10 protein-coding genes and 1 pseudogene are annotated in these 12,712 nt (G+C 61.3%); 6 read left to right on the top strand and 5 right to left on the bottom strand.

The annotated features are described in order from the left end of the window. Nucleotides 1-39: 39 nt before the first annotated feature. Nucleotides 40-855 (bottom strand): alpha/beta fold hydrolase, encoded by an 816-nt coding sequence (locus ATB98_RS06710; RefSeq protein ID WP_084435333.1) that lies wholly within the window; start codon nucleotides 853-855, stop codon nucleotides 40-42. Between the two features lie 258 nt (nucleotides 856-1,113). On the opposite strand from ATB98_RS06710, the gene ATB98_RS06705 reads away from it, so the two are divergent. From ATB98_RS06705 to ATB98_RS06690, 4 genes are all read left to right on the top strand, one after another. Further along, nucleotides 1,114-3,093 carry a 3-hydroxyacyl-CoA dehydrogenase NAD-binding domain-containing protein gene (locus ATB98_RS06705; RefSeq protein WP_066870893.1) on the top strand — a complete coding sequence of 660 codons (1,980 nt, stop codon included), beginning with the start codon at nucleotides 1,114-1,116 and terminating at the stop codon, nucleotides 3,091-3,093. Nucleotides 3,094-3,189: 96 nt separating this feature from the next. Next, nucleotides 3,190-3,924, top strand: coding sequence for an alpha/beta fold hydrolase (locus tag ATB98_RS06700; RefSeq protein ID WP_084435331.1), 735 nt, complete (start codon nucleotides 3,190-3,192; stop codon nucleotides 3,922-3,924). 427 nt (nucleotides 3,925-4,351) lie between these two features. Continuing rightward, complete coding sequence (locus tag ATB98_RS06695) at nucleotides 4,352-5,200, top strand: tyrosine-type recombinase/integrase (protein ID WP_327197808.1); 849 nt, start codon at nucleotides 4,352-4,354, stop codon at nucleotides 5,198-5,200. A gap of 51 nt (nucleotides 5,201-5,251) precedes the next feature. After that, entirely contained in the window at nucleotides 5,252-6,445 is a 1,194-nt protein-coding gene (locus ATB98_RS06690) for an IS91 family transposase (RefSeq protein ID WP_066870890.1), read from the top strand. 445 nt (nucleotides 6,446-6,890) lie between these two features. Here the strand turns inward: ATB98_RS06690 and zigA are convergent, their stop codons facing one another. From zigA to ATB98_RS06670, 4 genes are all read right to left on the bottom strand, one after another. Then, the gene (gene zigA, locus ATB98_RS06685; RefSeq protein ID WP_066870888.1) at nucleotides 6,891-8,093 is read right to left on the bottom strand and encodes a zinc metallochaperone GTPase ZigA; all 1,203 of its coding nucleotides are present in this window, start codon (nucleotides 8,091-8,093) and stop codon (nucleotides 6,891-6,893) included. Nucleotides 8,094-8,158: 65 nt separating this feature from the next. Next, nucleotides 8,159-8,572 carry a Fur family transcriptional regulator gene (locus ATB98_RS06680; protein ID WP_066870969.1) on the bottom strand — a complete coding sequence of 138 codons (414 nt, stop codon included), beginning with the start codon at nucleotides 8,570-8,572 and terminating at the stop codon, nucleotides 8,159-8,161. Between the two features lie 69 nt (nucleotides 8,573-8,641). Next, nucleotides 8,642-9,877 carry a zinc metallochaperone AztD gene (aztD, locus tag ATB98_RS06675; RefSeq protein ID WP_066870885.1) on the bottom strand — a complete coding sequence of 412 codons (1,236 nt, stop codon included), beginning with the start codon at nucleotides 9,875-9,877 and terminating at the stop codon, nucleotides 8,642-8,644. 51 nt (nucleotides 9,878-9,928) lie between these two features. Then, the gene (locus ATB98_RS06670) at nucleotides 9,929-10,918 is read right to left on the bottom strand and encodes a CobW family GTP-binding protein (protein WP_066870883.1); all 990 of its coding nucleotides are present in this window, start codon (nucleotides 10,916-10,918) and stop codon (nucleotides 9,929-9,931) included. 144 nt (nucleotides 10,919-11,062) lie between these two features. Here ATB98_RS06670 and aztA point away from each other — a divergent pair, with 144 nt between their 5' ends. Both aztA and aztB read left to right on the top strand, forming a co-directional pair. Further along, nucleotides 11,063-11,860, top strand: coding sequence for a zinc ABC transporter ATP-binding protein AztA (gene aztA, locus ATB98_RS06665; RefSeq protein WP_234781878.1), 798 nt, complete (start codon nucleotides 11,063-11,065; stop codon nucleotides 11,858-11,860). Continuing rightward, nucleotides 11,853-12,705: pseudogene (gene aztB, locus ATB98_RS06660) on the top strand (zinc ABC transporter permease AztB); the annotation flags it as partial. The gene aztA and the pseudogene aztB, both read left to right, overlap by 8 nt. Nucleotides 12,706-12,712: the final 7 nt, after the last annotated feature.

The following is a 12,712-nucleotide window of genomic DNA, read 5'->3' as shown; positions in this document are numbered from 1 at the left end:
CGCTGTGCGCCACCACGCAGCATCGGGATCGAGATGACGTCATTTCGCCTGCCACTGCGTACCGGATTGCGACGCGGGGCCTCGTTCCGGCGCGGATAGGAAGTGGATCACCGCGGCGTCGAACTCTTGTGGACGTTCGATATTGATCGAATGTCCGCCTTCGATGTCGATGATGACGATGTGGGGGTGCGTCTCGGACAACCAATTCCGGGCAGGCTGGAACTGGTTTTCCCAGCGGCCGTTAATGAGAAGCGTCGGGGGGCGCAGATCGCCCAGTCGTTCACGCACCGAAAGCACCGGTGTCGCCTGTTCGAGAAGCAGGATAATTCCTGCAGCATCCGTCGCGTCCGCATCCTTGCTGAGGATGTCGCGAACGTCCGGCGGAAACCGCTTGGCATGGCATGGGTGATAGATCATCCGGCGCATGGCGGCATGCCCATTCCTGCGGATGTCTTCGATCGATGCACGATTGCGCTGGTCGTTGATTCGCGTCCAGTCGGCACGCAAGGCGCCGTTTGCATTTGTGAAGATCTGCGCGAGGACGCGCTTGGGATACGTCAGGGCATAACGCAAGGTCAGTGCCGCACCGAAACTCTGACCGCAGATATGCCACCTGTCGATCTGCAGACGCTCGCGAACCTCATCGATCGCCTTCACCACCGCCTCCGGGGTTGCAGCGCTTGGCTCGCCTGGAGTGGGTGAAAGCCCATGAGCGGGCAAATCAATTCGGACGCGCCGGAAATGCTTGGCGAGTTCCAGGTTCGGAATCCAATGGTTCCGGCTCGACAACAGGCCGTGGACCAGCAGCAGCGGCGGTTGCCCGCAGTCAGGATCAGCTTCAAAATAGAGTTTCATTGAGTGCCGATGTTTCCCCGCTCCAGCCGAGAACTTACCGGTTGAAGCGGCGGAGTTGCACCTGCCTATTGGCAAGTCCAGACCAAACAATTGGTTATGTTACTGCCCATTCATTCCTCGCTATAGACGCAGTTCACAAGGCGCATGCTCGGGCCGCAAAAGTGCGCCCGAAATTTGCCGGTCCCGCGGCTCCGCGGTTGTGGCGGTACACCGCCCTAGAGAGCGGCAGCGCCATCCGTGATTGGAAGTGGAGGACTTATGACATCCTTTGTCAGCTACGAATGCCGCGACGGGCTCGCGATCGTCACCATCGACAATCCGCCGGTCAACGCGTTGAGCCACGTCGTCAGGGCGGGTCTCATCGATGCGGTGCACGCAGTGGAAGAGGATGCGGCCGTCAGAGCCGTGGTTCTGCGATGCGCCGGTCGAACCTTCGCGGCCGGCGCCGACATTCGCGAACTGGGGCAGCCGCCGCAGGCGCCGATCCTGCCGGAAGTGATAGAGGCGATCGAAGGCGCGCGCGTGCCGTGGATTGCAGCAATTCATGGAACGGCCCTCGGCGGAGGATTGGAGTTGGCGCTCGGCTGCCACGCAAGGATCGCCGACCCAGGAACGAAGCTCGGTTTGCCCGAGGTGAGCTTGGGCACGATCCCCGGCGCTGGCGGTACCGTGCGCCTATCGAGACTGGTGCCGATCGCTGATGCCGTCGAACTCGTGACGAGCGGCAAGCCAATTGATGCCGATCGGGCCCTGAAGATCGGGCTCGTCGATCGCATCGCCGAAGGTGATCTGTTGGAAGCTGCAGAAGCGCTCGCGCGCGAGCTGCTGACCCACCCCATGCCTACACCGTTGGTCGATCGGCCCTGCCCGGATGCGGAGACGGTCGATTGGAATTCGACCGCAACGGCGCTCGCCCGAAAGGCGAGAGGTGCGCAGGCGCCACTGGAAGCCTTGGAGGCCGTTCGCGAGAGTATTTCCCTCTCGGGCCGCGACGCCTTGAGGAAGGAAAGGGAGCGTTTCCTGAGGCTCGTTGCTTCCGAAGAGGCCGCGGCTCTTCGCTACGCCTTCTTCTCGGAACGGAATGCGGGCAAGAGCCTTGCAGCCATCAAGGCCGAACCAGCGGATCTTTCTCACGTGGGTGTCGTTGGCGGCGGCACCATGGGCGCCGGCATCGCGGTCGCGCTGCTCCTGTCAGGCACCGCCGTAAGCTTGCTCGAGCGGGACGAGGCTACAGTTGCGGCGGCGCGGCAGCGGGTTCTGGAGACCCTGCAGGCAAGCGCTGCGCGGGGCGCGATCACGCTGACGCAGGCAGACGACGCTCTCGAACGGCTGACGGCGACACACGATTACGTCTCGCTGTCCGCCTGCCCCCTCGTGATCGAGGCGGTGTTTGAGGATGTCGACGTCAAGAAACAGGTGTTCGCTCAACTTGATGCGGTCATGCCGCCCGAGGCAGTTCTGGCGACCAACACGTCCTACCTCGACGTCGACGCCTTGGCAGAAACGACGGCCGACCCAGCCAGGGTGCTTGGTCTGCACTTTTTCGCACCCGCCCACGTCATGAAGCTGTTGGAAATCGTCCGCGGCAAGCGCACGAATGATCGCGCCCTGGCGACCGGCTCGGCTCTTGCCAAGCGGCTGAAAAAAATTGCTGTGGTGTCGGGCGTCTGCCATGGCTTCATCGGCAACCGGATCCTGGCCGCCTATCGGCGGGACTGCGAGTTCATGCTTCTCGAGGGGGCTTTACCGGCACAGATCGATAGCGCCATTAAAGCGTTCGGTTTCCCCATGGGCATCTTCGCGGTCCAGGACCTGAGCGGACTTGATATTGCCTGGGCGCAGCGCAGGGCCGCTCGCGCGACGCGAGACAGGTCGCAGCCGTACTGCCACATATCAGACAGGCTGTGCGAGCTTGGACGATTGGGACGTAAGGCGACGAAAGGCTGGTACGATTACAGTACAGGCGAGCCCCAAACCGATCCGGCAGTCACGCGCATCATCGAGGACGAGAGGGTAAGGACAGCTTCGACCGTCCGGGGATTTTCGGACGGGGAGATCATTCGGCGGATCATCAGAGTGATGCAGCAGGAGGGCGAGGCGCTTCTTGCCGAAGGAATTGCCGAAAGCGCCGCCGATATCGATGTTGTGATGGTCTCAGGCTATGGCTTTCCCCGCCATCGCGGCGGGCCCATGTACATGTCGGGAAGCGAAGCACTGCAAGCGACTGATGCTCCATAAGTATCCAGCCACTCCGTTTCAGCGTTGTTTCGATCTTGGCACACCCTCGCGCGTGAAGGTTCACTCACAATTGCTTCCCGAGGCGGAGATCAAACCATGACAACAATCGTAACCATTCCGGGCATCATGTCTGATGCTCGCACCTGGAGCACCATCGCGGATGCGTTGAAATGCGAGGGAACAACCGTGCACGTGGCCGATACAAGCAGCGATACCACCTTGGAAGGGATGGCAGCACGCGCGCTGTCCGAAGCACATGGAGAGTTGATTGTCCTGGCACATTCGATGGGTGGTCGCGTAGCCATGGAAATCGGCCGCCAGGCACCAGAACGCATCCGGGCCATGGTTCTCGCGAGTACGAATGCCGAAGGCCCAGATGTACATGAAGCCGCACAGCGCGAGGCCCGCATCGCAGAAGCGAATGCTGACATGATTGCTTACGCGCGTGGTTGGATTCCGAAAGTGATCTCGGCCGCAAGTATGCGGAACGCGGATTTGGTGTTTCGTATTCAAGAAGTGGTCGAAGATTGTCCGCCTGAGATGCACGAGCGGCAGAACCGTGCACTGCTCGTGAGACCCGATGCGACTACATACTTGGGCACGTTCGAGTTTCCGGTGTTGCTGATTACCGGTTCAGAAGATCGTTTGTCGACAGCCGTCACGCACGATGCCATTGCAGGGATGATGCGGGACGCCGAATCCGTGATCATAGAAGATGCTGGTCATCTGCTTCCCTTCGAACAGCCACAAAGAGTTTTCGAGACAATCAAAGAGTGGCTTTCCCGCAAGGACTTGCACCGATGTGAGTACAGTACTCGGAAGATCCGCTAAGAATCAGGCCATTGCCGGCGGTGAAGACCTGCGGGATTTCTGGTAGCAATCCGGCACACCCTGATCCCAAGAGGCTGCGTCGCCTTCAAACCGCAACGCCCTTCGGAGCGCCTTGGTTGTCGACCGGGCCATACTGGACTGGACGTTCTTAAACGCCAGCCAGTGTGTTGAGACTGAGCAGAAATCGCGGGCTGTGCGGCGTGCAAATGCGCCCGTTACGGGCTCGGCTGCAATGTCCGCTTCCGCGCGCATTGCTGTCACTCAGCAGTTGGCTCTCCAAGCTCCGCTTTCCACCCAGGGACGAAGCCGCTCGCGCGGCACTGGCGCCCGTGGTGAGGGTGCAGCAATGATCTGAACGCCGTGCATTTGCGGGTTTGCCGTCCTGGCTGACGATTGGGTGTTCTCAATCTTCAGACAGGAGGTTCCCATGACGGAGGAGAGGACCACCCCGCTGCGCGAGCGGATGATCGAAGACATGCGCATCCGTGGGCTGGGCGACAAAGCCCAGCAGGCCCATATTCGGGCGATCAAGGATTTCGCCGGGTTTCTCAAGCGGTCACCGGACACCGCCACAGCCGATGACCTGCGCGCCTACCAACTGCACATGACCAACGCCGGCGTCACGCCGACGACCTTCAACGCCCGCATCGTGGCGCTGCGGTTCTTTTTCGCCACCACCTGCGGCCGCGAGGAGATGAAGCGGCATATGCAGTTCCGGCGGCAGCCGCGGAAGTTGCCGGTGGTGCTGAGCATCGAGGAGGTTTCCGACCTGCTGATGGCCGCTCCGGGGCCGGGCCTGAAGTATCGGGCGGCGCTCAGCATCTCCTATGGCGCCGGACTGCGCGCCTCCGAGGTCTGCAACCTGAAGATCAGCGACATCGACAGCGACCGGATGCTGATCCATGTCGAACAGGGCAAGGGGCAGAAGGACCGCAAGGTGATGCTGTCGCCCGCGCTGCTGGAACTCTTGCGCGACTACTGGCGCGAGGCGCGGCCGCAGGGCTGGCTGTTTCCCGGCAAGCCGAAGATCAATCCGATCTCGCCGCGACAGCTCAACCGCGCCTTCACCGCCGCCAAGAGCCTGGCCGGTATCGCCAAGCCCGCGACGCTGCATACCCTGCGGCACTGCTTTGCCACCCACCTTTTGGAAGCGAACACCGATGTTCGGGTGATCCAGGTCCTTCTCGGACACGCCAAGCTGACGACCACCGCCCGCGCTATACCCATGTCGCCACCAAGACGATCCGCGACACCGTCAGCCCGTTCGAGACCCTGAAGAAGCTGCGGGACCAAACGCTCCGACGCGGACTGGAGTAGCGCCGGTGCGGTGATCCGGCCAAGACTGGAGATCGCCGACATCTTCCGTGCCTATGGCCCGGCGTGGCGGCGGGCCAATGCCGGGCATGTCAGCTTGGCCCAGCTCAAGGTCATGGCGGCGATCGAAGCCTGCCGAACCGAGGCGCTCGGCGGGCATGTGGCGGCCTGTGCCAAATGCGGCCACCAGCACATCGCCTACAACTCCTGCAAGAACCGGCACTGCCCCAAGTGCCAGGGACCCGCGGCGCGGGACTGGATGGCCGCCCGTGCCGAAGACCTGCTACCCGTCGAGTATTTCCACGTGGTTTTCACCCTGCCGGCCGAGATCGCGCAGATCGCCTACTGGAACAAGAAGGCGGTCTATGACCTGCTGTTTCGGGCGTCGGCCGAGACGCTGATCACGATCGCCGCCGATCCCCGGCACCTTGGCGCGCGCATCGGCCTGACCAGCGTGCTGCACACCTGGGGATCGGCGCTGACCCATCACCCGCATGTGCACATCATCGTGCCTGGTGGCGGGCTGTCGCCGGATGGCACGCGCTGGATCGCATGTCGCCCCGGCTTCTTCCTGCCCGTAAAAGTTCTGTCGCGTCTGTTCCGGCGACTATTCCTTGAGGGCCTGATGGCACTGCATCAATCCGGCGATCTGTCCTTCTTCGCGGATCTGGCCGGGCTCGCCGAGGCGGATCCCTTCGCCGCCTGGCTTGCCCGCTTGCGCAAATCCGAATGGGTCGTCTATGCCAAGCCCCCGTTCGGCGGCCCCGAGGCGGTCTTGGCCTATCTCAGCCGCTACACCCACCGCGTCGCCATCTCCAACAGCCGCCTGATCAGCGCGGATGCCGAGACGGTCTCATTCCGCTGGAAGGATTACCGCATCAAGACCGGTGACCGGCAGAAGGTGATGCGGCTAACCACCGACGAGTTCATCCGCCGCTTCCTGATCCACGTGCTGCCGGACGGATTCCACCGCATCCGCCATTACGGCCTGCTCGCCGGTGCGGGGCGCAAGGCCAATGTCGCGAAGATCAGGACACTGCTCGGGGTGGACGCGCCGTTCCACGATGACGCGCCAAACACCGACAGAACCCCGCTCACCTTGAGAGAGCCATGCCCGGATTGCGCCGGCCCGATGCGCATCGTCGAGATCTTCCGCCGTGGCCAGCAACCCAGATCCCGCGCGCCACCCCGAAAGGACGCCGCATGACGAAACGCATGTCACATCAGCCAACGCCGGCCGGGATCTGCGATGCGTTCCGGGGTGGCGCCGGTCTGCCCCAAGCAACCCAGCACACTGCAAAACCGCCGATGCCAGCCTGCGAAAGACCTGCGACCCCGATCCCGATCGTCTCATTGCAAGCCTTCGCGGCAACCCTTCTGCGGCTGACGCTCCCACCGATGGCCACCTTGAACAACCGCAGGCGCACGCTTTCCCCATAGGCGCTCCACCCAGCCCCCGCGGCCTCCTCCTTGGGAGGTTTTTCAACGCGGGCCGACACAGGCCCAGCCGCCACCGTCGCGCCGCGGCCCGCATCGAAAAACCTTCACCAGAGCGGTCGCCCGCCGATCACACATGGAATGTCCATTGCTTGCGCGCCAAGCAGACTTCTTCATTTCTGCGTGAAGTTGGCGGAGCCGCAGACCATCAGACCTTAGGCCGCGCGGCGATCCCAACTCGGAAAAGGGTCAGCCAGATTGCGCCAGAGGTCCGGAAGGAAGGCTGGGCTATCGATCAGGCAGGCATCGAGCTCCGCCCGGATTTGCGCTTCGTCCATCGGATTAGCGCCAATAAAGACGATCTCCTGCCGCCGGTCACCCCAGACCGGATCGAGATAAGGCTTCATCGTCTGCAGGAAGCCTGGGTCCTGGGGCCATTGCTCCCTCGGAATCGATGACCACCACAGGCCCATCTTACCCGTTCTCACCAGCGCGCCCGCCTGGCTGATTTCACCCACGTAGTGCGGCCGAGTGGCCAGCCAGAAAAACCCCTTGGTGCGCACGACGCCGGGCCACGACTTGTCGATGAATGCCTGGAACCGCATGGGGTCGAAGGGCTTCTTCGTCCGATAGACGAAGGAGCGAATGCCGTATTGTTCCGTCTCGGGGATGTGGTCATTGAAGCCATGCAGTTCCTTGAACCAGAGCGGATGCGTCTCGGCTTTAGCGAAGTTGAACCGGCCGGTACCCAGAACCTCATTCATGTCGACCTTGCCGAAATCGGCTTCGATGACCTTGGCATCAGGATTGAGGCCAACGATGATCTTGCGCGCCGCGTCGCGTTCTTCCGGAGTGGCCGTGCTGATCTTGTTGAGGATCACGACGTCGGCGAACTCGATCTGCTCGACCAGAAGATCGACGATGGTGCGGTTGTCTCCGTCGCCGGCCGTCTCGCCGCGGTCGGACAGGAAGTCGGCGGAACTGTAGTCTTTCAGCAGGTTTGCGGCGTCGACAACGGACACCATCGTGTCGAGCCTTGCCACGTCCGACAGGCTTTGGCCGCTTTCATCACGGAAGTCGAAGGTCGCTGCGACAGGCAGCGGCTCGGCGATGCCGGTCGATTCAATCAACAGGTAATCGAACCGGCCCTGTTCGGCTAGCGCGCGGACTTCCTTCAGCAGATCGTCGCGCAGCGTGCAACAGATGCAGCCATTGGTCATCTCGACCAGTTGTTCCTGCGTGCGCGAGAGATTGGCGCCGCCATCGCGCACGAGCGCGGCGTCGATATTGACCTCGCTCATGTCGTTGACGATGAGCGCGACGCGCATGCCTTCGCGATTGGCAAGGATATGATTGAGGAGAGTTGTTTTTCCGGCGCCGAGAAATCCGGACAAGACGGTGACAGGGAGTTTCTTCATCGGTTGCAGATCCTTTAGGAAGTAACACACAAATCGGGCGGAGGAGCGTTGACCCCTGTTGCGGGTTAACGGCATTCGGCACAGAGGCCATGGACCTCAATGGTCGTGGTCCTGATCTTGAAGCCGCTGCCCCTCGCGTGGCGCGTCAGCGCATCCTCGATCCTGGTATCGTGGAATTCGTTGACCCTGCCGCAGGCCTCGCAGATCTCGAAAGCCGTGATCCGCGGATGGATTTGTCCGCGGCGGGAGTGGCAGCAGACGACAAACGCGTTCATGCTCTCCAGACGATGGACTCGGCCTGTGTCCAATAATTTGTCGAGCGCTCGATAGACCTGGAGCGGCGCCTTCAGTCCGTGTTCGCGCAGACGATCGAGGATACTGTAGGCGCTAAGCGGTTGCTCGGACGATTGCAACACCGCGAGCACCAGGCTCTGATTCTTGGTCAGCTTCAGGTCTTCGGCATGGATCGCCGGCGGCATCTTCATCTCCGGAACAGGTTTAGAATGGTCCGGAACTGCAGTTCCAGTTCCGGACCCCGCGTCGTCGCTTCAGTGCGATGCGCCCGAACCACCGATAGCGACGATCGAGAACGGCTGGCCTTCGACTGCGATCGTGCGTGTCTCCTTGAGGGTTTCGGCATCGATGACTCGGACGAGCGAGTGCCGCGGGTCGGTGATTGCTATCTGACCGTCGGCCACGGCCAGACGTGGACGGGGGTCGCGCCAATGGCCATCCTTGCTATAGGGCTCGGTGACCTTGCCCTTGCGAACGATCTCGCCCTCGATCACGTCCAGCACGTGGAGATCGCCGTCCTCGGTCAGGATGTAGGCATTGCGCGGCGTCGCGGGATCAAGCCGGAAATCGACCCTCCGGGTCGGAAGTTCGATCAATCGAAACGGTTGCGCATTGTCCGGGTCGATGAGCACGACCTTGTCCTCGCCATAGTTGCCGAGAAAGAACTGCATCGCCTTGCCGCCCAACAGGGTTCCCGTATAACCCTTCGGTAAATCAGCGGGATAGGGAAGCATTTCCAGCTTCGGCCCGTCGATACCGCCAGGGAGAGCAACGAGGACACCCTCCTTGCAGCCAAAGGCGACGAGGCGCGCTGAGGTCGCCTCACCATGAAGGTCGGTGCATTTGGCCACATCGCCGACCTGCTGGCCCTTTTCATCGACCACACGCAGACCGACGCGCGGCGGCAATTCGTCCGGCTTCGTCTCGATCCCAGTGTCCGGTACCGACATCAGCACGTAGCGTCCTGAGGCGACTGCAACACCGTGATGGGGTTTGGTTGCATCGATCGTGCGGACCTTGGCCTTGCCCTCCAGCAGCGCCTCTTCGTCGATAATGTCGGCTTTGCCGTCACGATCGTAAAACAGGATCGCGTGGTCGTCGTGGGGCACGACATGGACCGGGCGCTTTCCCTCGAAAGTTACCGGGAGAAGCGCAACGTCCGACACACCGAGGTCGCGATGCTCACCATGATCGGAGAACTCGATGCCGGTCTTGATGACATGCACGACGTCATGATCCGACTGCGTCGCAAACACCGTCTGTCCGGACGCGCTCGCCGTCAATGCCGCATAGCCCTTCAAATCGTACCGGCCGAGTTCCTTGCCGTCAGAAAAGTCGATGGCCCGAACGACCGGCTGCGTATGATCGGCGACGAAGATCCGCCAAGCTGCTTGCGTTTCGTGGTCTTCGGCGAGCGCGCCCTGGGCCGCAAACACGAGGGTCGCCGCCGTTGCCGTCAGTAGGCGATTTCGGGTGAGAGACAATCTCATAGGATTCCTTCCTTAGTCTTGACGCTGTTCCGATTGGAGGTTTGCACCCGGTTACTCGGCGGCTTCTCGGGTCGCGCGGCAACTGGAGAAGCCGTCGCTAAGGATGTCCCTCGGAAGGTTGCGCCCGATGAAGACGAGGCGCGTCACACGCTCTTCGCCGACCTTCCAGGGACGTTGATGATCGCCTTCCATCAGCATGTGCACACCCTGAACCACATATCTGTCATCATCGCCGGCAAACGAGATGATCCCCTTCATGCGCAGCATGTCCATGCCGAAGTTTTGGACTGTTTTCTGAAGCCAATTGAAGAACTTGTTCGGATCCATCGGCATGCGCTCGACGAGTGAGAAACTCGTCACATGCTCGTCGTGTTCGTGCCCATGTTCCACATCGAGGAAGTCGGGTTCGACCTCCAGGATGCGGTCGAGATCGAAGGCTTTTCGATCCAAAAGGCTCGCAATATCGAGATTGCAGCGCTCGGAGCGCAGAATGCCGGCTGTCGGATTAATGCGCCGAATCCGCTCTTCGACGGAGGTTGTCGCCTCCTCCGTTACGAGATCGATCTTGTTAAGGATGATGGTATCTGCAAATGCCAGTTGTTCCTGCGCCTCATGCGCCCGGTCGATCTCGCCGAGGAGATGCCTGGCATCGACAACGGTGATGATCGAATCGAGGCGTGTCTTTGACCGAACGTCTTCATCGACGAAGAAGGTCTGCGCCACGGGCGCGGGGTCGGCAAGGCCGGTCGTTTCAATGAGTATGCCGTCGAACCGGTCCCGGCGGCGCATCAGCGCTTCGATGATGCGGACAAGGTCGCCGCGCACCGTGCAGCAGATGCAGCCGTTGTTCATTTCGAAGATTTCTTCGTCCGCATCGACGATCAGATCATTGTCGATCCCCACCTCGCCGAATTCATTGACGATGACCGCGAATTTCTTGCCGTGCGGTTCGGTGAGGATGCGGTTCAAAAGGGTGGTCTTGCCCGCGCCAAGGTAGCCTGTAAGCACGGTGACGGGGGTTGGCTCGGTCTGCTTCGACATATTGATCTCCTCAATTAACGGGCTCTCAGACCGGGCTCACGTCGCGGCTATTTCACGATCCAGCAGATACGTTATTACGTTACATTTCGATTGACGAACGTAATAACATTACATATGCAGTCGCTGTCAATCCCTGAGGACGCGATGAGCGACATTTGCCTGGAATTCAAAAATCTGACGCTCGGCTATCAGGGCCGTGCTGCTGTTCACCATCTGAGTGGCACTGCCGAGCGCGGTGTTCTGACTGCAATCGTCGGCGCCAATGGATCAGGCAAGTCGACCCTGATGAAGGGGATTGCAGGCATCCTGATGCCGATCAGCGGCACTTGCGAGCAGCACTTCGGGCGGCTGGCCTATCTTCCGCAGCAATCGGAGCTGGACCGCACCTTTCCGGCGCGCGTTGTCGACCTGGTATCACTTGGTTTCTGGCAGGATAGGGGATTGCTGGGCCGCATTACGCGGAGAGACAGGGCGAAACTTGCCGCGTGCCTCGATGCCGTCGGACTGACCGGCTTTGAGAAGCGCCCTCTCGACAGTCTGTCCGGGGGGCAAATGCAGCGCGCTTTGTTTGCGCGCACCATGCTCCAGAATGCCGATCTCATCCTGCTCGACGAGCCCTTCAACGCAGTGGACGAGCGGACGGTCGGCGATCTCCTATGTCTGATCAAGGAGTGGGCCGCGGAGGGGCGAACGGTGCTCTGCGTCCTCCACGATCATGCTCTCGTGCGCGAGCATTTTCGACAGACACTGTTGATCGCCCGCAAGCTGGTGGCTTGGGGGTCGACGTCGGAGGTTTTGACCTCTGAAAACCTGCGGCGCGCGCGAAATTTCCACGAGGCCTGGGACGAGACGGCCGGATGGTGTGAGGACGAACGGTCGAATTCCAGTTCTGTTGCTAGGCAGGACGATGAACCGAAGCAAAGGGTTGCCGCCCATGTATGACGCCGTGGTCGGCCCCTTCGTCCAATACGGTTTCATGCAGCGCGCCCTGCTTGGCTCGGTGGTTCTATCGGTCAGTTGCGCGCCGGTGGGCGTGTTCCTGATGCTTCGACGCATGAGCCTGACCGGCGATGCAATGTCACATGCCATCCTGCCAGGGGCGGCACTCGGCTTTCTCCTCTTCGGCCTCGACATCCTGCCGATGACGATAGGCGGATTGGTGGTTGGGCTGGTCGTTGCACTCGGCTCCGGCCTTGTGTCGCGCTTCACGGTCCAGAAGGAGGACGCCTCGATGGCGGCCTTCTACCTGATCTCACTCGCCGTGGGCGTCCTCCTCGTTTCATGGCGTGGGTCCAGCGTCGATCTGATGCATGTCCTGTTTGGCTCCGTACTCGCGCTGAATGACGAAGCGATCGGCTTGATCGTAAGCATCGCCGCCGTCACCTTCCTCGCCGTCGGCTTCTGCTGGCGCGGGCTCGTCGCGGAATGCCTCGATCCTCTTTTCTTGCGCTCGGTGAGCCGGATCGGCGGCCCAGTCCACTTCCTGTTCTTGGTGTTGGTCGTCCTCAATCTCGTCGGCGGGTTTCAGGCCTTGGGCACGCTGCTGTCAGTCGGCCTGATGATGCTGCCGGCGGTGGCAGCCCGCTTCTGGTCGAACGATGTTCGCACCTTGTGCCTGATCGCCATCGCTATAGCCGTGGTTTCGTCGCTCGGCGGCCTTCTCCTTTCCTATCACGCATCGATGCCGTCCGGACCTCATCATCATGCTCGCCGGGGTCGCTTACATCCTGTCCGCATTTTTTGGTCGAAGAGGCGTGCTTGCGAGCGCGCTCCCGTCGCGCCGCCATAATCCGC

This window comes from Sinorhizobium saheli (assembly GCF_001651875.1).
Classification (GTDB): Bacteria; Pseudomonadota; Alphaproteobacteria; order Rhizobiales; family Rhizobiaceae; genus Sinorhizobium; species Sinorhizobium saheli.
This window is presented reverse-complemented; position numbering and strand designations above follow the sequence as displayed.